The sequence below is a fragment of the Variovorax sp. GW460-12-1-14-LB1 genome, assembly GCF_059423605.1.
The window spans coordinates 42,550-62,351 of the sequence record NZ_JBWKYF010000003.1 but is presented as its reverse complement, the minus strand read 5'-3'; the positions used below and the strand labels follow the sequence as shown (position 1 = coordinate 62,351).

At 69.8% G+C, this 19,802-nt stretch carries 19 protein-coding genes; 6 read left to right on the top strand and 13 right to left on the bottom strand.

The window, feature by feature from the left end; translation table 11 throughout:
• Positions 1-49: 49 nt before the first annotated feature.
• Positions 50-1,975 (top strand): PhoX family protein, encoded by a 1,926-nt coding sequence (locus AC07Y4_RS02500; protein ID WP_495274145.1) that lies wholly within the window; start codon positions 50-52, stop codon positions 1,973-1,975.
• A gap of 40 nt (positions 1,976-2,015) precedes the next feature.
• On the opposite strand, the gene AC07Y4_RS02495 is transcribed toward AC07Y4_RS02500, so the two are convergent.
• Both AC07Y4_RS02495 and AC07Y4_RS02490 read right to left on the bottom strand, forming a co-directional pair.
• Positions 2,016-2,267 (bottom strand): hypothetical protein, encoded by a 252-nt coding sequence (locus AC07Y4_RS02495; protein ID WP_101489518.1) that lies wholly within the window; start codon positions 2,265-2,267, stop codon positions 2,016-2,018.
• A 19-nt stretch (positions 2,268-2,286) separates the two neighbouring features.
• Complete coding sequence (locus tag AC07Y4_RS02490) at positions 2,287-3,633, bottom strand: NAD(P)/FAD-dependent oxidoreductase (RefSeq protein WP_495274144.1); 1,347 nt, start codon at positions 3,631-3,633, stop codon at positions 2,287-2,289.
• A gap of 311 nt (positions 3,634-3,944) precedes the next feature.
• On the opposite strand from AC07Y4_RS02490, the gene egtB reads away from it, so the two are divergent.
• Positions 3,945-5,210: an ergothioneine biosynthesis protein EgtB gene (gene egtB, locus AC07Y4_RS02485; RefSeq protein WP_495274143.1), complete on the top strand. Its 1,266-nt coding sequence runs from the start codon at positions 3,945-3,947 to the stop codon at positions 5,208-5,210.
• 26 nt (positions 5,211-5,236) lie between these two features.
• Positions 5,237-6,235 (top strand): L-histidine N(alpha)-methyltransferase, encoded by a 999-nt coding sequence (gene egtD, locus AC07Y4_RS02480; RefSeq protein ID WP_495274142.1) that lies wholly within the window; start codon positions 5,237-5,239, stop codon positions 6,233-6,235.
• Between the two features lie 14 nt (positions 6,236-6,249).
• Here egtD and AC07Y4_RS02475 read toward each other — a convergent pair whose 3' ends face one another.
• The 11 genes from AC07Y4_RS02475 to AC07Y4_RS02425 are packed head-to-tail and all read right to left on the bottom strand — an operon-like array spanning position 6,250 to position 17,453.
• Positions 6,250-6,630 (bottom strand): GFA family protein, encoded by a 381-nt coding sequence (locus AC07Y4_RS02475; RefSeq protein ID WP_495274141.1) that lies wholly within the window; start codon positions 6,628-6,630, stop codon positions 6,250-6,252.
• A 13-nt stretch (positions 6,631-6,643) separates the two neighbouring features.
• A complete protein-coding gene (locus AC07Y4_RS02470) occupies positions 6,644-8,107 on the bottom strand; it encodes an NAD-dependent succinate-semialdehyde dehydrogenase (RefSeq protein WP_495274140.1) in 1,464 nt (487 codons plus the stop codon).
• Between the two features lie 12 nt (positions 8,108-8,119).
• Positions 8,120-9,391: a 4-aminobutyrate--2-oxoglutarate transaminase gene (gabT, locus tag AC07Y4_RS02465; RefSeq protein ID WP_495274139.1), complete on the bottom strand. Its 1,272-nt coding sequence runs from the start codon at positions 9,389-9,391 to the stop codon at positions 8,120-8,122.
• A gap of 34 nt (positions 9,392-9,425) precedes the next feature.
• Positions 9,426-10,472, bottom strand: coding sequence for an ABC transporter permease (locus tag AC07Y4_RS02460; RefSeq protein ID WP_354343694.1), 1,047 nt, complete (start codon positions 10,470-10,472; stop codon positions 9,426-9,428).
• Positions 10,469-11,977 carry a sugar ABC transporter ATP-binding protein gene (locus AC07Y4_RS02455; protein ID WP_495274138.1) on the bottom strand — a complete coding sequence of 503 codons (1,509 nt, stop codon included), beginning with the start codon at positions 11,975-11,977 and terminating at the stop codon, positions 10,469-10,471. The genes AC07Y4_RS02460 and AC07Y4_RS02455 overlap by 4 nt, the downstream gene beginning before the upstream one ends.
• A gap of 7 nt (positions 11,978-11,984) precedes the next feature.
• Positions 11,985-13,067 carry a TMAO reductase system periplasmic protein TorT gene (gene torT, locus AC07Y4_RS02450; RefSeq protein WP_495274137.1) on the bottom strand — a complete coding sequence of 361 codons (1,083 nt, stop codon included), beginning with the start codon at positions 13,065-13,067 and terminating at the stop codon, positions 11,985-11,987.
• Between the two features lie 52 nt (positions 13,068-13,119).
• Positions 13,120-14,097, bottom strand: a complete 978-nt coding sequence (locus tag AC07Y4_RS02445; RefSeq protein ID WP_495274136.1) for a 5-oxoprolinase subunit C family protein — start codon at positions 14,095-14,097, stop codon at positions 13,120-13,122.
• Positions 14,087-14,986, bottom strand: a complete 900-nt coding sequence (locus AC07Y4_RS02440; RefSeq protein ID WP_495274135.1) for a 5-oxoprolinase subunit B family protein — start codon at positions 14,984-14,986, stop codon at positions 14,087-14,089. Before AC07Y4_RS02440 ends, AC07Y4_RS02445 begins: the two co-directional genes overlap by 11 nt.
• Complete coding sequence (locus AC07Y4_RS02435; RefSeq protein WP_495274134.1) at positions 14,983-16,377, bottom strand: acetyl-CoA carboxylase biotin carboxylase subunit; 1,395 nt, start codon at positions 16,375-16,377, stop codon at positions 14,983-14,985. The genes AC07Y4_RS02440 and AC07Y4_RS02435 overlap by 4 nt, the downstream gene beginning before the upstream one ends.
• 11 nt (positions 16,378-16,388) lie before the next feature.
• The gene (locus AC07Y4_RS02430; RefSeq protein WP_495274133.1) at positions 16,389-16,637 is read right to left on the bottom strand and encodes an acetyl-CoA carboxylase; all 249 of its coding nucleotides are present in this window, start codon (positions 16,635-16,637) and stop codon (positions 16,389-16,391) included.
• A 45-nt stretch (positions 16,638-16,682) separates the two neighbouring features.
• A complete protein-coding gene (locus AC07Y4_RS02425; RefSeq protein ID WP_495274132.1) occupies positions 16,683-17,453 on the bottom strand; it encodes a 5-oxoprolinase subunit PxpA in 771 nt (256 codons plus the stop codon).
• Between the two features lie 234 nt (positions 17,454-17,687).
• Between AC07Y4_RS02425 and AC07Y4_RS02420 the strand changes: the two genes are divergently transcribed.
• The 3 genes from AC07Y4_RS02420 to AC07Y4_RS02410 all read left to right on the top strand — a co-directional run bounded on the left by AC07Y4_RS02420 (position 17,688) and on the right by AC07Y4_RS02410 (position 19,784).
• Complete coding sequence (locus AC07Y4_RS02420) at positions 17,688-18,614, top strand: LysR family transcriptional regulator (protein WP_070062541.1); 927 nt, start codon at positions 17,688-17,690, stop codon at positions 18,612-18,614.
• A 139-nt stretch (positions 18,615-18,753) separates the two neighbouring features.
• On the top strand, positions 18,754-19,038 hold the full coding sequence (locus AC07Y4_RS02415; RefSeq protein ID WP_056579293.1) for a DUF427 domain-containing protein: 285 nt from the start codon (positions 18,754-18,756) through the stop codon (positions 19,036-19,038).
• A complete protein-coding gene (locus AC07Y4_RS02410; protein WP_159275963.1) occupies positions 19,035-19,784 on the top strand; it encodes a 2OG-Fe dioxygenase family protein in 750 nt (249 codons plus the stop codon). The genes AC07Y4_RS02415 and AC07Y4_RS02410 overlap by 4 nt, the downstream gene beginning before the upstream one ends.
• The last annotated feature ends 18 nt before the right edge of the window (positions 19,785-19,802 follow it).

Below are 19,802 nucleotides of genomic sequence, written 5' to 3'. Positions count from 1 at the left end.
GCGCGCGGGAGCATCGCGGGTTCCCACGATTCCCACGGACCCCCAGGACATGGCCAAAGACTTCGCGCGCATGGAGGACTCGAACCCCTCCGGCAACCCCACCATCCACGACGTGTCCGATCCGCAGCGGCGGGTCTTCGTGCGCGGCGGCCTGGCGGCGGCCGTGGCAGGCCTGTTCGGGCCGCTGGCCGGCTGTGCCAGCACGGGCAGCGGCAGTAGCAGCAGCGCCGTGAGCGGCCTGGGTCGCGCCATCGGTTTCAAGAGCGTGCCCATGGCGGCGGTCGACCAGGTGGTCGTGCCCGAGGGCTACCGCACGCAGGTGCTGTACCGCTGGGGCGACCCCACCGGCATCGCGGGCCGCATGCCCGCCTTCAAGACCGATGCCTCCGACTCCGCCGACGACCAGGCGCTGCAGGCCGGCATGCACCACGACGGCATGGCCTTCTTTCCGTTGGACGGATCGAACCGCGGCCTGCTGGTGCTGAACCACGAGTATGTGGACGACGGCCTGCTGCACACCGACGGCATGAAGACCTGGAGCGCCGCGAAGGTGCGCAAGTCGATGCACGCGCACGGCGTGTCGGTGATCGAGCTGCAGCGCGACGGCGCGGCCTGGCAGCAGGTGCTGCCCTCGCGTTTCGCGCGCCGCATCACCGCGCTCACGCCGATGACGCTCACCGGCCCCGCGGCCGGCCACCCGATGCTGCGCACCGCGGGCGATCCCTCGGGCACGCAGGTGCTCGGCACCTTCAACAACTGCGCCAACGGCCAGACGCCGTGGGGCACCTACCTGACCTGCGAGGAAAACTTCGCCGACTACTTCGAGGGCACGGCCACGCCCGACGCGCACCAGAAGCGCTGGGGTCTCAAGAAGGGCAACGGCGCCAAGTACCGCTGGCACGAGCACGAAGAACGCTTCGATGTCGAGAAGCACCCGAACGAGTCGAACCGCTACGGCTGGGTGGTCGAGATCGATCCGCAAGACCCGAGCTCCACCCCGCGCAAGCGCACCGCACTGGGCCGCGCCGCGCACGAGGGCGCGGCCGTGGCGCTCACCGACGACGGCCGCGCCGTGGTTTACATGGGCGAGGACTCGCGCTTCGAGTACATCTACAAGTTCGTGAGCCGCGACAAGGTCCGCCCCGGCGGCGCCGCCGCCAACCGCGACCTGCTCGACCACGGCACGCTCTACGTGGGCCGCTTCGACGTCGACGGCACGGGCGAATGGCTGCCGCTGGTGCAGGGCAAGGGCGGGCTGGTGGCCGACAAGGGCTTCGCCACGCAGGGCGACGTGCTCATCAAGTCGCGCCAGGCCAGCGACATCCTCGGCGCCACCAAGATGGACCGCCCCGAGTGGACCACCGTCGATCCGCTGACGAAGGAGGTCTACTGCACGCTCACCAACAACAGCAACCGCGGCGCCCCGGGCCAGCCCTTCATGGACGCGGCCAACCCGCGCTCCAACAACACGATGGGCCAGATCATCCGCTGGAAGGAAAGCGGCGACCTCGACGCCACGAAGTTCGCCTGGAACCACCTCGTGCTCGCGGGCGACCCGAAGCAGACGCGCTACGAGGCGCAGGGCAACGTCAAGGGCGACGCCTTCGGCAGCCCCGACGGCCTGATGGTCGATGCGCGCGGCGTGCTGTGGATCCAGACCGACGTGTCGACCTCCACGCTCGGCAAGGGCGACTACACCAACCTGCCCAACAACCAGATGCTGGCCTGCGACCCGACCAAGGGCGAGATCCGCCGCTTCCTGCTCGGCCCGGCCGGCTGCGAGATCACCGGCCTCACGGCCACGCCCGACCTGCGCACGCTGTTCATCAACATCCAGCACCCGGGCGAGCCGGCCAACGAGCGCAGCGACCCCGAGCGCCCGCTCGCCGTGTCGAAGTGGCCCGACGGCGCGGGCCGGCCGCGCTCGGCGACGGTGGTCATCACGAAGATCGACGGCGGGGTGATCGGCAGCTGACGCAGCCAAGGGGGGCGCCTCGCGGGGCGCCCTCAGGTCTTCAGCAGTGGCCCGAGTACCAGCAGCGCACCTCGGGCATGAACAGCCCCCAGACGAAGCTGATCGCGCACACGATCAGCATCAGCAGCGCGAACATGCGCAGGCCCTCGGCGCCCCAGCGCGGCGCGAAGATGCTCACGAGAAAGCCCGAGAGGAAGGTGCCTTCGAGCCAGGCCGCGCCGCCCCAGCGCAGGATCCAGAGCCAGAACAGCGCATCGAGCGCATGAAAGACGACCCACCAGAGCAACGTCATCGCGCGGCGTGGGACGTGCTTACGACTCGCTGCGGCCCTGCACGTCGGCCACCACGCGCGCGTTGCGCTGGAAGCTCCAGTAGGCGCTGGCCCAGTCCCACATCACGACCACGCGGTTGCGGAAACCGATCAGGAAGTACGCGTGCGCGAACAGCCAGAACAGCCACGCGGGCCGGCCGCTGAAGCGCAGCGGGCCGAAGGGCGTGCCCAGGTCGACCACGGCCGAGTTGCGCCCGATGGTGGCCAGGTTGCCATAGTCGGCGTAGCGAAACGGCACCGTGGGCTGGCCCGCCAGGCGGCGCAGGATGTTCGCCGCCGCCGCGCGGCCCGCCTGCTTGGCGCCGGGCGATACGCCGGGCACCGGCTTGGGCGGCTTGCCGGGCGCGTGGCTCATGGCGGCGGCCAGGTCGCCCACCACGCTGATCTCGGGGTGGCCGGCCAGGCTCAGGTCGGGCTCGACCTTGATGCGGCCCGCGCGGTCGCACTCGACGCCCGTGGCGCTGCCGAGCAGCCGGCCCAGCGGCGAGGCCGCGACACCGGCCGCCCACACCACGCAGCTGCTGGGAATGCGGTAGCTCTGCAGCGGCGTGCCGTCGGGGCCGCCGGCGGTCTGCACTTCGAGGCCAGCGTTGTCGATGGCGGTGACGCGCGCGTTCAGCCGCACCTCCACGCCGAGCCGCTCCAGTTGCTCGAGCGCCTTCTGGCTCAGGCTTTCGGGCATGGCCTGCAGCACGCGCGGGCCGCCCTCGACCAGCAGCACCTGCGCGCTGCCCGGGTCGATGCGGCGGAACTCGCCCGCGAGCGTGTGCTTGGCGATCTCGGCCAGCGTGCCGGCCATCTCGACGCCGGTCGGCCCGGCGCCGATCACCACGAAGGTGAGCAGGGCGCGGCGGCGTTCGGGGTCGGCGGTTGTCTCGGCCGTTTCGAAGGACATCAGCACGCGGCGGCGGATCTCGAAGGCGTCGGCCAGCGTCTTCAGGCCCGGCGCGGCGGGTGCCCATTCGTCGTGCCCGAAATAGCTGTGCGTGGCGCCGGCCGCCACGATCAGGTGGTCGTAGGCCACCTGGCTGCCATCGGCCAGCTGCACCGTGCGCGCGGCCGGGTCGATGCCCGTCACCTCGGCCAGCAGCGTGGTCACGTTGGACTGCTTGCGGAACAGGGCGCGCACCGGCGCCGCGATCGACGGCGCCGCGAGCCCGGCGGTCGCCACCTGGTACAGCAGGGGTTGGAACAGGTGGTGGTTGGTCTTGTCGATCACCGTCACATCGACGTCGGCCCGCTGCAGCTTGCGCGCTGCCTCGAGTCCGCCGAAACCGCAGCCGATGATGACAACGTGGGGCCTGGCCGAAGGAGAGGGGGTTTGCATCGCCCGGATCATACGCAGCGGGCCGGGGCGTTCCGGGGCCGCTTGCGCGCAGGACGGGCTCCTGCGGCGGCGCGGCGGCGGCGTCTTGTCCTACGTGCCTTTGTCGCCCGAATGGGCTAAAACTTCCCGCTGACCTGAGAAGGTGTGAACGAACCCGCCATGCCCGCTCATCCCGCGCAGACGCGCGCCCTCGGCGTTGCAAATGCTCGCCGCAGCCCGAGCTGCGACTGCGCTTTGCGCCTTGATGGCACACGCCTTCGCGGGCCGCTCGGACACGGCGGATTCATTCACACCTTCGAACTGGAGACACCATGACGTTTTCCCGGCCGATCGCCCCCGTGGCGAGCGCCTTGCGCGAGCAATTCCGCACGGTGCGCGCCGCCAGCGTGGCGCTGGCCGCGCCGCTGTCCGCCGAGGACCAGTGCATCCAGTCGATGCCCGACGCCAGCCCGACCAAGTGGCACCTGGCGCACACGACGTGGTTCTTCGAGACCGTGCTGCTGCAGCCGCATGCGGCGGGGTACCAACCCTTCGATGCGCGTTTTCATTACCTCTTCAACTCCTACTACGAGGCGCTCGGGCCGCGCCACCCGCGCCCCCAGCGCGGGCTGCTCACGCGGCCTTCGCTCGATGAAGTGCACGCCTACCGCCGCCATGTCGACGAGGCGGTGCTCGCGCTGCTGGCTGCGCCGGAGGCGCTCGACTGGGCGGCCATCGAGGCCATCGTCGCGCTCGGGCTGAACCACGAGCAGCAGCACCAGGAGCTGCTGCTCACCGACATCCTGCATGCGCTGTCGTGCAACCCGCTGCTGCCGGCGTACAAGCCCGCGAGCGGCCCCGCGCGGCGGCTGGCCGCCGTGCCGGCCGAGGTGCGCTGGCTGGAGCAGCCGGGCGGCACGGTCGAGGTCGGGCATGCGGGTGAGGGCTTCTGCTTCGACAACGAGACGCCGCGCCACGCCGCCTTGCTGCGCCCCTATGCCATCGCCGACCGGCTGGTGAACTGCGGCGACTACGCGCAGTTCATCGCCGACGGCGGCTACCGTCGGCCCGAGCTGTGGCTGTCCGACGGCTGGGCCACGGTGCAGGCCCAGGGCTGGCGCCACCCGGCCTACTGGCTTGAAGCCGACGACCCGCGCATCGCCACCCTCGGCGCCGGCGGCGGCCATGCCGCTCCCGCCGGCTGGCAGGTGTTCGGCCTGCACGGCGTGCGGCCGATGGAGGCCGACGCGCCCGTGTCCCAGCTGAGCTTCTACGAGGCCGCCGCATACGCCGAATGGGCCGGTGCGCGCCTGCCCACCGAGTTCGAATGGGAGGCCGCCTTCGACGCGCCCGGCATCGCGCAGATGAGCGGCCACGTCTGGCAGTGGACGCGTTCCTCGTACGACCCGTACCCGGGGTTTCGTCCGCTGCCGGGCATCGCGGCCGAATACAACGGCAAGTTCATGGTGGGCCAGCTGGTGCTGCGCGGCGGCAGCGTGGCCACGCCGGCCGGCCACACGCGGCCCAGCTACCGCAATTTCTTTCCGCCGGCGGCACGCTGGCAGTTCTCGGGGCTGCGGCTCGCGAAAGACCTTTGACCGACACCTCGATGGAGCCGAGCACCATGCGCAATCCGACCGCCCCGTTCGCCCTCGCCAGCCACCTGCAGCGACAGGAAGCAGCGACCCCGCCCGACACCGCCCCGTGGTCCGAGTTCGGCCGCGCCATGCAGGCCGGCCTGGCACGCACGCCGCGCCACATCTCGCCCAAGTTCTTCTACGACGTGGCCGGCTCGCAGCTGTTCGACCGCATCTGCGAACTGCCCGAGTACTACCCCACGCGCACCGAGCTGGGCATTCTGGGCGCCTGCGCCGGCGAGATCGCCGCGCAGATCGGACCGAACGCCGAGATCGTCGAGTTCGGCGCCGGCTCGCTCACCAAGGTGCGGCTGCTGCTCGATGCGCTCGAATCGCCCAAGCGCTACCTGCCGATCGACATTTCGGGCGAGCACCTCGAAGCCGCGGCGGCGCGCCTGAAGGCCGACTACCCGGCGCTCGCGGTGCAGCCCATCGCGGCCGACTACACCATGCCGCTCGTGCTGCCCGCGCCCCTGGCCGGGGCAGGCCGGCGCGTGGGTTTCTTCCCGGGCTCGACCATCGGCAACTTCGAGCCCGACGAGGCGCTGGCGTTCCTGCAGCTCGCGGCGCGCATGCTGCGCGGCGGCGGCCTGCTGATCGGCGTTGACCTGGTGAAAGACCCCGACCGGCTGCACGCGGCCTACAACGACGCGCAGGGCGTGACGGCGGCGTTCAACCTCAACCTGCTGCGGCGCGCGAACGCCGAGCTGTCGGCCGACTTCGACCTCGACGGCTTCTCGCACGCGGCCTTCTACAACGCGCCGATGCGCCGCATCGAGATGCACCTCGTGAGCCGGCGTGCGCAGAGCGTGCAGCTGCGCGGCGAGCGCTTCTCGTTCGAGGAAGGCGAGACCCTGCATACCGAGTACTCGCACAAGTTCACCGTCGAGGGCCTGCAGGCCCTGGCGGTGCGCGCGGGCTTCCGCGTCGGGGCGGTGTGGACCGACCCCGAGCGGCTGTTCAGCGTGCACTGGCTGGTGAGCTGAACGGCCCTCGGCGCTCAGGACAGATCGGCGCCGTTCACGAGCCTGACCGGGATGCTGGCCAGGTCCACGCCTTCCAGGCAACGCGCATTGATGGCCCATCCCGTGAACGGCAGCTTGCCTTCGGCTGTCTCTTGCGCGGTGGGCGCGCTGGGAATCCGGAACGGCATGATTCCGCAGGTGGGGCAGAAGTAGTCCCGTGCGGTCCGTGAGTGCCACTGATAGACCGTGAGGTCTTCCAGCGGCGTGAGCAGGCGAAGCGCCGATTCGGGCACGCGGTGAATCAGCGCGCCGCGGCGCCGGCACACGGAACAGTTGCAGCTGCGGACATGGTCGAGGTCGGTGTCCACCTCGAAGCGACACGCGCCGCAGTGGCAGGCGCCTTGGTACGTTGTCACGGGCAGCGAGTTCCTAGCTGTCCAGCCCAGCCAGGCACACGTACTTCACTTCGAGGAAATCGTCGAGCCCGTACTTCGAGCCCTCGCGCCCCAGCCCCGATTGCTTGACGCCGCCGAACGGCGCCTCGGCCGTGGACACCAACCCGGTGTTCACGCCCACGATGCCCGACTCGAGCGCTTCGGCCACGCGCATGATGCGGCCGATGTCGCGGCTGTAGAAGTACGCGGCCAGGCCGAACTCGGTGTCGTTGGCCGCGGCGATGGCTTCGGCCTCGGTGTCGAACGCGAAGATCGGCGCCAGCGGGCCGAAGGTTTCCTCGCGCGCGAACAGCATGTCGGGCGTGGCGCCGCCGATCACGGTCGGCTCGTAGAACAGGCCGCCCAGCGCGTGGCGCTTGCCGCCCGCAAGCACGGTGCCGCCCTTGGCGACGGCGTCGGCCACATGTTCCTCGAGCTTCTCGACCGCCTTGGCGTCGATCAGCGGGCCCTGGTTCACGCCGGCCTCGGTGCCATTGCCGACCTTCAGCGCGTTGACCTTGGCCACCAGCTTCTGCGTGAAGGCCTCGAGCACGCCGCGCTGCACGTACAAGCGGTTCGCGCACACGCAGGTCTGGCCGGTGTTGCGGTACTTGGAGACCATCGCGCCTTCGACGGCGGCATCCACATCGGCATCGTCGAACACGATGAAGGGCGCGTTGCCGCCCAGTTCGAGCGACAGCTTCTTGATCGTGTCGGCCGACTGCTTCATGAGCGTGCGGCCCACCTCGGTCGAGCCGGTGAAGGTGAGCTTGCGCACGATGGGGCTGCGCGTCATCTCGCCGCCGATCTGGCTGGCCGAGCCGGTGAGCACCGACAGCAGGCCCTTGGGCACGCCCGCGCGTTCGGCGAGCACGGCAAAGGCCAGCGCCGAGAACGGCGTCTGCGTGGCCGGCTTCACGACCATCGCGCAGCCAGCCGCGAGCGCAGGCCCGGCCTTGCGCGTGAGCATGGCAGTGGGGAAGTTCCAGGGCGTGATGGCGGCGGTGACGCCCACGGGCTGCTTCAGCGCCAGGATGCGGCGGTCGGCCTGCGGCGCGGGAATGGTGTCGCCGTACACGCGGCGCGCTTCCTCGGCGAACCACTCGATGAACGAGGCGGCATAGGCGATCTCGCCGCGGCTCTCGGCCAGGGGCTTGCCCTGCTCGGTGGTCATGATCAACGCGAGGTCGTCCACGTTCGCGAGCATCAGGTCGTTGAGCTTGCGCAGGATGGCCGAGCGTTCCTTGGCGGGCACCTTGGCCCAGGCCTTCTGCGCCTTCTCGGCAGCGGCGATGGCGCGCACGGTTTCCTCGGTGCCGCACATCGGCACGGTGCCGATCTGCTCGCCGGTGGCGGGGTTGGTGACGGCGACGGTGGTGCCGTTGTCGGCATTCACCCAGGCGCCAGCGATGCAGGCCTGCTGGCGCAGCAGGGTGGGGTCTTGGAGTGTCAATGGCATGGGTGGTTTGTCTCAGGCTTGCAGGGCGGCGGCGAGGATGTCGAGGCCTTCGCCGAGCACCGCGTCTTCGATGGTCAGGGGGAACAGGAAGCGGACCACATTGGCGTGCACGCCGCAAGTCAGCAGCAGCAAACCCGCGTCGCGCGCTCGGGTTTGCACCTGCTTCGTGAACTCGGGGTCGGGCGCGCCGTCGGCGCCCGCGAACTCGACCGCCACCATCGCGCCCAGGCCGCGCACGTCCGCGATCTGCGGCACCTTGGCGCGCAGCCCTTCGAGGCGCGCCTTGAGCCGGTCGCCCAGCACCTGCGCGCGCTCGCACAGGCGTTCGTCCTCGATCACGTCGAGCACCGCATGCGCGGCCGCGATGGCCAGCGCGTTGGCGGCGTAGGTGCCGCCGAGCCCGCCGGGCGCGGGCGCGTCCATGATCTCGGCGCGACCGCACACGGCCGACAGCGGCGTGCCGCCGGCCAGGCTCTTGGCCATCGTCATGAGATCGGGCACCACCTCGTGATGATCCATGGCAAACCACTTGCCGGTGCGCGCGAAGCCGGTCTGGATCTCGTCGGCGATCAGCAGGATGCCGTGGCGGTCGCAGATCTCGCGCAGCGCGCGCATGAAGGCGGGCGGCGCGGCGTAGAAGCCGCCTTCGCCCTGCACCGGCTCCAGGATGATGGCCGCCACCTGCTCGGGCTCGATGTCGGCCTTGAACAGCTTGTCGATGGCGCGCAGCGAATCGTCTACCGACACGCCGTGCAGCGCGATCGGCGCGGGCACGTGGAAGATGCTGCCGGGAAAGGGCCCGAAGCCGGTCTTGTACGGCACCACCTTGCCCGTGAGCGCCATGCCCATGAAGGTGCGGCCGTGAAAGCCGCCGCCCAGCGCGATCACGCCGGGCCGGCGCGTGGCGGCGCGCGCGATCTTGATGGCGTTCTCGACCGCCTCGGCGCCGGTCGTGAAGAAGGCGGTCTTCTTGGCGTGGGTGCCGGGCGTGAGGCGGTTCAGACGCTCGGCCAGCGACACCACGCTTTCGTACGGCACCACCTGGTAGGCCGTGTGGGTGAAGCGATCAAGCTGCGTGCGGATCGCCTCCACCACGCGCGGATGCCGGTGGCCGGTGTTGAGCACGGCGATGCCCGAGCCGAAGTCGATGTAGCGCCGGCCTTCGACGTCCCACAGCTCGGCGTTGAACGCGCGCTCTGCGTAGATGGGAAAGCCGATGCCGACGCCGCGCGGCGTGGCGGCGATGCGGCGCGCGTCGATGGCGGCGTTGGTCTTGGTTGTCATGAGAGATTCCTTTGTTGCTTGTATTGGGGGGCGCTCAATGGCTGCCCGGTGCCACCATGCGATGGCGGATCTGGTCGGCGACCACGGCCACGATCAGCAGCGCGCCCAGCACCACCATCTGCAGGTACGAGCCTACGCTGGCCAGGTTCATGCCGTTCTGCACCAGGCCGATGAAGATGGCGCCCATCACCACGTTGGGCACGCGGCCGATGCCACCGCGCAGGCTCACGCCGGCGATCACGCAGGCGGCGATCGATTCGAGCGCCACGGTGCCGCCGAGGTTGGCCTCGCCGGTTTCCACGCGCGCCGTGAGCAGCAGGCCGCTCACGGCCGCGAGGCCCGCGCACAGCAGGTAGGCCATGAGCAGCACGCGGCGCGTGTCGATGCCCGACAGCGCCGCGGCCTTGGCGTTGCCGCCCACCGCGAGCAGGTGCGTGCCGGTCGGCAGGCGGCCCATGAGCAGGCCCATGCCGGCCACGCACACGGCCGTGACCAGGATCGGCACCGGCACGCCGAGCACGGTGCCGAAGCCGAACAGCTCGCTGAACTGCGCCGGCATGCCCGACACCGGCACGCCGCCCGTGAGGAACAGCGCGAAGCCGAAGCCGATCGACTGCACGCCCAGCGTCACGATGAAGGGCGACACGCCGATCACCGCCACGCCGAAGCCGTTGATGAGGCCCACCACCAGCCCGGCGAGCATCCCGCAGGCGCAGCCCACGAGCACCACCATCCAGGCCGCGTCGGGAAAGGCCGCGCCCAGCGCCTGCATGGCGAGCGCGGAGACCACCGAGGTGATCGCCATCACCGTGCCCACCGAGAGATCGAAGCCGCCGGTGACCAGCGCCAGCATCTGGCCCAGCGACACGAGGATCAGGTAGACCGACTGGCGCAGCAGGTTCACCAGGTTCTGCACCGTGAGGAACTGGTCGGACAGCGTGGCGAACACCACGCAGGCGATCACCAGCATGAAGGGCAGCACGCCCAGGCGCAAAAAGAGGCTGCGCAGCAGGCCGAGGGCGCGCCCGGCCAGGCCGGGCGTGGGAGCCGCGGGTGCGGCGGTGAGGGAAGGCGAAGTCATGAGGAGGGGTTCTCGCTGGGGCCGAAAAACAGGTTGAGCACGGCGGTTTCCTGGATGGCGTCGCCGTGCAGCTCGCCGGCGATCTCGCCGCGGCACATCACGTACACGCGGTGGCTCAGGTGCAGCACCTCGGGCAGGTCGGACGAGATCACGACCACCGCGGCACCGCCTTCGCAGAGCTTGCGGATCACCTCGTACAGCGCGCTGCGGGTGCCGACGTCGACGCCGACCGTGGGCTCGTCGAACACGTAGAGCGCGGCGTCGCGCGTCATGCCCTTGCCGAACAGCACCTTCTGCTGGTTGCCGCCCGAGAGCAGGCCCACGGGCCGTTCGAGGTTGCGCGGCGCGAGCTCGACGCGCTCGGCGGCCGTCGTGGAAAGCCGGCGCCCGAGGCGCTTGCGCAGCCAGCCGCCGCGACCGCGCAGCGGCCCGTGCACCAGCGGCAGCGTGATGTTGGCGCGCGACGTGAAGCCGAGCACCAGCCCTTCGCCCTTGCGGTCGGGCGGCAGGTAGAAGAGGCCGTCGTCGAGCAGCTGGCGCACCGTCGCGCCGGTGCGCGGCCGGCCCTTGAACAGCACGCGGCCTTCGCTCACGGGGTCGAGCCCGTAGATCGCGCGGAACAGCTCCGACTTGCCGCAGCCGACCAATCCGGCCAGCCCGACCACCTCGCCGCGCCGCACCGTGAGGCTGGCATGGCGCACGCCGTTGGGCGAGGCCAGCCCTTCGACCTGCAGCACCACCTCGCCGGGGTTGGCGGCGATGCGCGGGTAGATGTTGTCGATGGCGCGCCCGCTCATCAGCTCGATGAGCCGGTCGGCGCTGGTCGCATGCGCGTCCACCGTCGTGACCTTGCGGCCATCGCGCAGCACCGTGATGCGGTCGGCGATCTGCGCGATCTCCTGCATGCGGTGCGAGATGTAGACGATGCCCACGCCGCGTGCCTTCAGCCGCGCCACCAGTTCGAACAGGCGTTGCGTCTCGGTGTCGGTGAGCGAGGCCGTGGGTTCGTCGAGGATCAGCACCGACACCTCGCCGCGCAAGCCCTTGGCGATCTCCACCATCTGCTGCTGCGCGCGCGTGAGGCCCGCCACGGGCGCGTCGACGTCGATCTCGAAGCCCAGGTCGGCCAGCATCGTGCGGGCGCGTTCGCGCACCGCCGCGCGGTCGAGCAGGCCGCCCTGGCACGGCTCCTCGCCCAGGCTCAGGTTCTGCGCCACCGACAGCGTCGGGATCAGCGAGAACTCCTGGAACACCGCGCTGATGCCGTGGCGCCGCGCGTCGTGCACGTTGGCGAACTTCACCGGCGCGCCGTGCATGCGGATCTCGCCCGCGGTCGGCACGTTGGCGCCGGCCAGCAGCGAGATCAGCGTCGACTTGCCGGCGCCGTTCTCGCCGAACAGCACGTGCACCTCGCCGGCGCGCAGCTCGAAGTCCATCGCATCGAGCGCGAGCACGCCGGGGTAGCGTTTGCCCAGGCCGAGGGTCTGCAGCAGCACAGGTGCCATGGCCGGCTTACTTGACCTCGAACACCGGCTTGAAGCCGGTCGGCGGCAGGATGTCAGCCTGCTTCACGGTCTTGATGTTGCCGCTGTCGACCACGAAGATCTTCGGGCCGACGTGCTTCACCACGTCCTTGTTCTCCAGCAGGCGCACGGCCTGGTCGACCGCGATGCGGCCCTGGATCACCATCGAGTCGGCGGGCGCGGCCACGATGCGGCCCTTCTGGATGCCTTCGTACACGCCCGGCGTCATGTAGAACGAGAGCACCTGCACCTTCTTGTCGAGGTTGCGTGCGCGCAGGATGCCGGTGGCAGCCTCGGCCGTCACGGCGGTGCCGGCCACGTAGGCGAGGTCGGGGTTGCCCTGCAGCACGTCTTCGACCAGCTTGGCCTGCGCCTCCTTGCCGGTGTCGCCGTACTTCGGGTCGAGCACCGTCACGGCGCTGCCCTTGATCGCTTCCATGAAGCCCTTGTGCGCGGCCTCGACCCAGCCCGCGCCGGCCGGGCCGGGGAACCAGCCGACCTTCACCGCCGGCGAGCCTGCGGGGTGCTTCTTGGCGAGGTACTCGCCGGTCGATTGGCCCATCGTGTAGAACGACACCAGCGACTTGGCCGACAGGTCGGGCGAGCTGATGCCGTTCACCAGGTCGATCACCGGCACCTTCTTCGCGGCCGTGGCCTTGATGACGTTGTTCAGCCCGTCGCCCGAGATCGCGCCGATGACCACGGCGTTGGCGCCGCGCGCCACGCAGTCCTCGATCTGCGAGACCTGCTTGCCCAGGTTGGTGTAGCCGCCCGCGTCGACCACCTGCAGCTTCACGCCCAGGCGGCGCGCTTCCTCGACCACGCCGTAGTCCACGCCGAGCCAGTAGGCGTCCTTCATGTGCGGGAACGACACGCAGATGTCCCACTTCTTCGACGCCTTGGCCAGCGGCGTGTAGTCGATGGGTTTTTTCGTGCCCTCGGCCGAGAAGGCGGGCTCGGTGGCCTCGGCCTTGTAGGGAAACCAGTCGGCGGCCGAGGCCGGGGCGTGCCACGCCAGGGTGGTGGCGAGCGAAGCGGCGATCAATGAAACGCGCAGGGGCGAGCTGTTCATGAAGAACTCCTTGGGTGACAGCGGTGAAGAAAAAGGGGAGGACGGGCGCGCGTCAGGCCGCGAGCGCGGCCCGCAGGCGGTCGAGCCGTCGTCGGCGTTCGGCGCGGGCTTCGAGCGCTTGCGCCATGTCGACCTCGACGAAGCGCGCCTTGTGGTTGGGCTGCATCTGGGCGATGAGGTCCATGTCGGCGCTGATGACGGTGCCGACCATCGCGTAGCCGCCGCCCGACACCGCATCGCGGTGCAGGATGATCGGCTCGCGCCCGCCCGGCACCTGGATGGAGCCGTACGGATAGCCCGCGTCGACGATGTTCGACGGGTCGTCGCCCGCGCCGAAGGGCGGCGTGCGGTCCTGGAACTTCAGCGGCGTGCCGTGCTTGTAGCGGTAGCCGATGCGGTCGGCCTCGGAGCCGACGGTCCAGGTGTCGGCGAAGAAGCTCTGCACCGACACCTCCTGCAGGCGGTGGAAGTAGATGCCCGGCAGCACGCGCAGGGCCACTTCCTTCTCGAGCACCGGCAGCAGCGCGGCATCGACCGTGCGGCCTGCGCGGGCGCCGGCAGCGGGCGTGCCCACGGGCAACTTGTCGCCGGCCAGCAGCTTGCGGCCGTTGAAGCCGCCGAACGCACCCAGGCCGTAGGTCGAGCGGCTGCCCAGCACCACCGGCACGTCGATGCCGCCGGCCACGGCAATGCACATGCGCGCGCCGAGCTTCATGAAGTCGAAGGCGAGCTTGTCGCCGGCCTGCACCGCGAACGAGGTGTTGCGCGGCGCTTCGTTGCCGTTGAGCTTGACCTTCGCGTCGGCGCCGGTCACCGCCACCAGCGCGGGCGCGTCGAACTGCAGCTCGGGCCCGAGCAGCGTGCTTTCGATGACGGCCGCGCCTTCGTCGTTGCCCACCAGCAGGTTTGCGAGCACCAGGCTTTGCTGGTCGAGCGCGCCCGACAGCGGAATGCCCAGGTGGTAGTAGCCGGGACGGCCGGCGTCCTGCACGCTGGTCGCGAGGCCGGGCTTGAGCACGTCAATCGCCATGGAGCACCTTCAGCAGTTGTTGGTTGTAGCCGTCGGGGTCGGCCAGGAAATCGTTGAGCGAGAACGACACCGGCGCGATGCGCAGCGCGTAAGTGCCGGCCTCGACCTGCGCGACCTGGCGGTCGTACTCGGCGCGGTCGATGGGCTTCCACTTGACGATGTCGCCGGGCTGGAAGAACACCATCAGGTCCTTGAGGTACGACAGCCGCTGGGCCGGGTCGAAGATCGGCGCGGGCGTGACGCCGAACATCTGGTAGCCGCCCGCGCCGCGCACCGAGTAGATGCAGCTGAAACAGCCGCCGTGGCCCAGCGTGAGCTTGGGCGTGTCGGTGCGCGGGCTCAGGTACTTGGGCACCTGGATCTGGCGCTGGCGCTCGACCATCTGGAACAGGAAGGGCAGGCCGGCCACGAAGCCGACCATCGACACGAACCACGGCGCCGACGAGTGCGCCTCGATGAAGGCCTCGACCGAGGCGTGGCCGTTGATGCGTGCGGCGTATTCGATGTCGGTGCTCGACGGGTCCTGGTGGCGCTCGCGAAAACGCATCAGCGTCTCGTGCGTCCACGGGTCGTTGTAGAGCACCGGAATCTCGACGATGCGCGTCTGCATCTGCAGGTCGGCGTCGCCCAGGCCCGCTTCGATGTCCTTCAGCGTGGCCAGCAGCGCGTCGGGCGCGATCGTGTCGGGGTCGAAGCGCACGAGGTAGGCGGCGTTGGCCGGGCAGATCTCGGTCACGCCGGGCAGCGCGCGGCGGCGCAGCTCGTTGCAGATGGCCATGCCCTTGAAGAAGGCAGGCAGCGACATCTCTTCGCTGATCTCGACGAACAGGTGCTCGTCGCCGCCGAAGCTGTAGCGGGCTTGCGGGGGGAGGCTGCTTGCAGCGGTCATGCGGCCACCTTCAACATGGGAGGCGCGTCGGCGAGTGGATTCGCCGCGAGCCAGGTTTCGAGAAAACCGGTGTGGAACTCGGCCTTGGCGACATCGGCGTCCTCGCACAGCGCGCGGTGCAGTGGGATCGTCGTATGGATGCCTTCGACCTGCAACTCGTCGAGCGCACGGCGCATGCGGGCCAGCGCGCTGGCGCGGTCGGTGTCGTGCACGATGAGCTTGCCGAGCAGCGAGTCGTAGTAGGCCGGCACGGTGTAGCCGGGAAACAGGAAGGTGTCGAAGCGCACGCCCGGGCCGCCCGGCACCACGAGCTGCGACACGAGGCCGGGGCTCGGCATGAAGTTCTTCGCCGCGTTCTCGGCGTTGATGCGCACCTCGATGGCCGCGCCGGTCAGGCGGATGTCGTCCTGCTGCAGACGCAGCGGCTGGCCCAGCGCGATGCGCAGCATTTCCTTCACGAGGTCGACGCCGGTGACCATCTCGGTGATCGGGTGCTCGACCTGGATGCGCGTGTTCATCTCGATGAAGAAGAACTCGCGCGTGTCGTCGTCGTACAGGTATTCGAGCGTGCCCGCGCCGCGGTAGGCCACGGCGCGTGCGAGCCGCAGTGCCGATTCGCACAGCGCGGCGCGCGTGGCCTCGCCGATGGCGGCCGAGGGCGCTTCTTCCCACACCTTCTGGCGGCGCCGCTGCAGCGAGCATTCGCGCTCGAAGCAGTGCACCACGCGCTCGCCGTCGCCCAGGATCTGCACCTCGATGTGGCGCGCCTGGCGGATGAAGCGTTCGAGGTAGACCTCGCCGTTGCCGAAGGCGGCCTGCGCTTCGGCGGTGGCGGTGGCGAACTGCTGGCGCAGCTCGGCCTCGTCGTGCGCCACGCGGATGCCGCGCCCGCCGCCGCCGGCCGAGGCCTTGATCATGATCGGGTAGCCGATGTCCTTCGCGACTTCGACGGCGGTGTCCGGGTCGGTCACCACGCCCGCGCTGCCGGGCACGGTGGGCACGCCGGCGCGCAGGGCGGCGGCACGTGCCGCGGCCTTGTCACCCATGGTGCGGATCGCATGCGGCGTCGGGCCCACGAACACCAGGCCCGCAGCCTCGACGCGCTCGGCGAACGCGGCGTTCTCCGAAAGAAAGCCGTAGCCCGGATGCACTGCGCCGGCGCCGCTGTCGGCGGCGGCCTGCAGGATCGCGTCGATGCTCAGGTAGCTCTTGGTGGCGTGCGCCGGGCCGATGCGCACGGCCTTGTCAGCCATGCGCACGGCGAGGCTCTGCGCGTCGGCGTCGCTGTAGACGGCGACGGTCTTCAGCCCCAGCTCTTTCGCGGCGCGGATGATGCGCACCGCGATCTCGCCCCGGTTGGCGACCAGCAGTGTGTCGAATGCGGCGGTCATGGGCAGCTGCCTCAGGCCGTTTCGATGACGGCCAGCAGCTGGCCCGGATCGACCGGCTCGCCGTTCTCGACGGCGAAGCGGGCCAGGCGCCCGGCCGCGTCGGCCGTGACTTCGCTGAACTGCTTCATCACCTCGACCAGGCCGAGCACGTCGCCCACGGCCACGGTGTCGTCTTCGGCCTTGAACGGCGGCGCGTCGGGCGCCGAGCGGCGGTAGAAGGTGCCCGGCAGCGGGCTCAGGACTTCATGGGTAGCGGGCATCGGGACACTCCTGGAACAAGATCGGGGAAACAAGAAAGAGAAAGCTCAGGCCGCCAGGCCCGCAACTTCGATGCCGTGGTCGGCCAGCGCGCGCCGCGTGGCCTGCACCAGCGCGAGCGCGCCGGGCGTGTCGCTGTGGATGCAGACCGAGTCGAAGCCGATCGCAATGTCTTCTCCTTCGACCGTGCGCACCACGCCCTCGGTGCAGGCGCGCAGCACCTTGGCGGCCACGGCCTCGGGGTCGAGCGCGCCGACGCGGCGCGTGAAGACGATGGAGCCGCTCAGGTCGTAGTCGCGGTCGGCATAGAACTCTCGCACCACCGGCTGGCCCAACTCGCGCGCCACCTGGAAGGTGACGGACGATTCCATGCAGAACAGGCGCAGCGTGGGTTCGATCTGCTGCAGTGCGGTGACGAGGGCGCGCGACAGCGCCTCGTCGCGCGCCGCATGCATGTACAGCGCGCCGTGCGGCTTGATGTGTTGCAGCGTCATGCCGGCCAGGCGCGCGAACTCGCGCAGCGCGCCGAGCTGGTAGACCATGTCGTTCACCAGCTCGTCGGCCGGCGCGATGATGTGGCGGCGCCCGAAGCCCACGAGGTCGCGAAAGCCCGGGTGCGCGCCGATGCCCACGCCGTGTTCGCGGGCCAGCAGCACCATCCTGCGCATGATGTTCGGGTCGCCGGCATGAAAGCCGGTCGCGATGTTGGCCGAGCTGATTAGCGGCATGAGCTGCTCGTCCACGCCGTCGCCGATGGTCCAGGGGCCGAAGCCTTCGCCCATGTCGGAATTCAGATCGATCCGCGTTGTCTTCGTCACGTCGTCCCGCCTTTGTGTGGTGCGCATCGCCAAGGGGGCGATGCAGGTTGGCGCGAAGGTTAGCCAGCAGTCGAAAGGCCGAAAAGCATTGTTTTCAGGCGGCCCGATATCTGAAAAACAGATGCTGCAAGCGGCCGGATTGGGCGCTACGCTGGAGGGAAGCGATCGCGCGGTATCGGGTTTTCGCCCGAGGCGGGCAGCGCGTATCCGTAAATACCCTAGGAAGACGGCGCCATGTCCCTGACCCTTCGCCAGCTCAAGTACTTCTCGGCGGTGGCCGAGGTGGGGCGCATCTCGCACGCGGCGCTGCAGCTGAACATCTCGCAGTCGGCCGTCACCACCGCCATCCGCGAGCTCGAGGAGCTGATGGGGCAGCAGCTCTTCGAGCGGCATCCGCACGGCGTGGAACTCACCAAGGCTGGGCGCCGCTTCCTGAGCCACGCCTACGCGGTGCTGTCGGCGGCCGACGAGGCGGTGCGCATGCCGCACGAGGGCGAGAACGTCGAGGGCTCGCTCACCATTGCCGCCAGCTACACGGTGCTGGGCTACTTCCTGCCGCACCACCTGCAGCGCTTCGAACAGCTGCATCCGCAGGTGACGGTGAAGGTGCACGAGGTGGCGCGCGAAGCCATCGAAGAGGGCCTGATCACGCAGCGCTACGACATCGGCGTGGTGCTCACGTCGAACGTGGTGCTGCGTGAGCTGTCGCTCGAAACTTTTTTCGGCTCGCAGCGCCGGCTGTGGGTGCCGGCCAAGCACCCGCTGCTGGACAAGGCCGAGGTGACGCTGGCCGACGTGGCGGCCGAGCCCTACATCATGCTCACCGTGGACGAGGCCGCGGCCACCGCGCTCAAGTACTGGAGCAAGACGCCGCACCAGCCGCAGATCCGGCTGCGCACGAGTTCGGTGGAGGCCGTGCGCAGCACGGTGGCCAACGGGCTGGGCGTGACGGTGCTGTCGGACATGGTCTACCGCCCGTGGTCGCTGGAAGGCAAGCGCATCGAGACCATCAACCTGCGCGATGCGGTGCCGACCATGAACATCGGCCTGGGGTGGAAACAGGGCGTCGAGTTTTCGCCGGCGATGACCGCGTTCCGCAACTATTTCCGGCAGCTGTTTCTCGAGCCCGCATCGGGGCGCACCGGGCGCGGTCGCGGCTGACGCTGCAGGGGAAACCCTGCCGGCATCGGGCCGGGATGACCCGGCGCAAGGAAAGCACGTCGCGCCAGCGTCACAATAGCCGCTGTCCCGAGCGCGCAATGCGGCATCGGCACCTTGCACCTCCCCGGAGATCGATCCCATGAAAGCAACCTGGAACGGCGTCACCATCGCCGAAAGCGACGACACCGTGCTCGTCGAAGGCAACCACTACTTCCCGATGAGTTCGCTCAACCGCGACGTGGTCACCTTCAGCAACCACAAGACCACCTGCCCGTGGAAGGGCTCGGCGAACTACTACTCGCTGCTGGTCAACGGCGAGCTGCACGCCGACGCCGCCTGGTACTACCCCGACCCGAAGCCCGAAGCCGAGGAAATCCGTGACCGCGTCGCGTTCTGGAAGGACGTGAAGGTCAGCGCCCAGTGAGCACCGCCGCCTTCGCTCCCCCGTTCACGCCGCCGGCCGAACTGGCCGGGGCGCTGCGCGAACACGGCTACGCGGTGCTCAGCCCGCAGGGCGTGTGCGACTGGCTCGGCGTGCCGCTGGCGCAGCTCGAGGCGCTGCACGCCGACTGGAACGACCTGCCGCCCGACGAGTACCTGAAGGACGGCGGGCGCTACCGCACGCGCCGCCACGCCTGCTTCACGGTCGAGGCCGACGCCACGCTGGCGCAGGTGCCGCACCGCGCGCACTGGCAGCCGGTCGAATACAACGCGCTGCACGGCGGCATGCAGCGCTGGTTCGCGCCGATGCTCGAGGCCACGGTGGCGCAGCCCGTGTGGCAGCGGCTGATGCAGCAGCTGGGCCAGGTGAGCAGCGACATGCGCGGCGCACCGCAGCGCTGGTTCGTGGAAGCGCACCAGTTCCGCATCGACACCGCCGGCGGCATCGGCCGCCCGACGCCCGAAGGCGCGCACCGTGACGGTGTCGACCTGGTGGCGGTGGTGCTGATCGGGCGCCAGGGCATCAAGGGCGGCGAGACGCGCGTGTTCGAGGCCAACGGCCGGCGCGGCGAGCGTTTCACCATGACCGAGCCGTGGACGCTGCTGCTGCTGGACGACGCGCGCGTGATCCACGAGTCCACACCGATCCAGCCGATGGAAGAGGGCGGCGATGGGTGGCGCGACACGCTGGTGGTCACCTGCCGTTCCGAGGGTTTCCAGGGGGATTGAGACGCCTGCGGACTTCGC

Coding starts and splice junctions, on each gene's coding strand:
- AC07Y4_RS02500 (WP_495274145.1), top strand. CDS start 50: ATGGCCAAAGACTTCGCGCGCATGGAGGACTCGAACCCCTCCGGCAAC.
- AC07Y4_RS02495 (WP_101489518.1), bottom strand. CDS start 2,267: ATGACGTTGCTCTGGTGGGTCGTCTTTCATGCGCTCGATGCGCTGTTC.
- AC07Y4_RS02490 (WP_495274144.1), bottom strand. CDS start 3,633: ATGCAAACCCCCTCTCCTTCGGCCAGGCCCCACGTTGTCATCATCGGC.
- egtB (WP_495274143.1), top strand. CDS start 3,945: ATGACGTTTTCCCGGCCGATCGCCCCCGTGGCGAGCGCCTTGCGCGAG.
- egtD (WP_495274142.1), top strand. CDS start 5,237: ATGCGCAATCCGACCGCCCCGTTCGCCCTCGCCAGCCACCTGCAGCGA.
- AC07Y4_RS02470 (WP_495274140.1), bottom strand. CDS start 8,107: ATGCCATTGACACTCCAAGACCCCACCCTGCTGCGCCAGCAGGCCTGC.
- gabT (WP_495274139.1), bottom strand. CDS start 9,391: ATGACAACCAAGACCAACGCCGCCATCGACGCGCGCCGCATCGCCGCC.
- AC07Y4_RS02460 (WP_354343694.1), bottom strand. CDS start 10,472: ATGACTTCGCCTTCCCTCACCGCCGCACCCGCGGCTCCCACGCCCGGC.
- AC07Y4_RS02455 (WP_495274138.1), bottom strand. CDS start 11,977: ATGGCACCTGTGCTGCTGCAGACCCTCGGCCTGGGCAAACGCTACCCC.
- torT (WP_495274137.1), bottom strand. CDS start 13,067: ATGAACAGCTCGCCCCTGCGCGTTTCATTGATCGCCGCTTCGCTCGCC.
- AC07Y4_RS02445 (WP_495274136.1), bottom strand. CDS start 14,097: ATGGCGATTGACGTGCTCAAGCCCGGCCTCGCGACCAGCGTGCAGGAC.
- AC07Y4_RS02440 (WP_495274135.1), bottom strand. CDS start 14,986: ATGACCGCTGCAAGCAGCCTCCCCCCGCAAGCCCGCTACAGCTTCGGC.
- AC07Y4_RS02435 (WP_495274134.1), bottom strand. CDS start 16,377: ATGACCGCCGCATTCGACACACTGCTGGTCGCCAACCGGGGCGAGATC.
- AC07Y4_RS02430 (WP_495274133.1), bottom strand. CDS start 16,637: ATGCCCGCTACCCATGAAGTCCTGAGCCCGCTGCCGGGCACCTTCTAC.
- AC07Y4_RS02420 (WP_070062541.1), top strand. CDS start 17,688: ATGTCCCTGACCCTTCGCCAGCTCAAGTACTTCTCGGCGGTGGCCGAG.
- AC07Y4_RS02415 (WP_056579293.1), top strand. CDS start 18,754: ATGAAAGCAACCTGGAACGGCGTCACCATCGCCGAAAGCGACGACACC.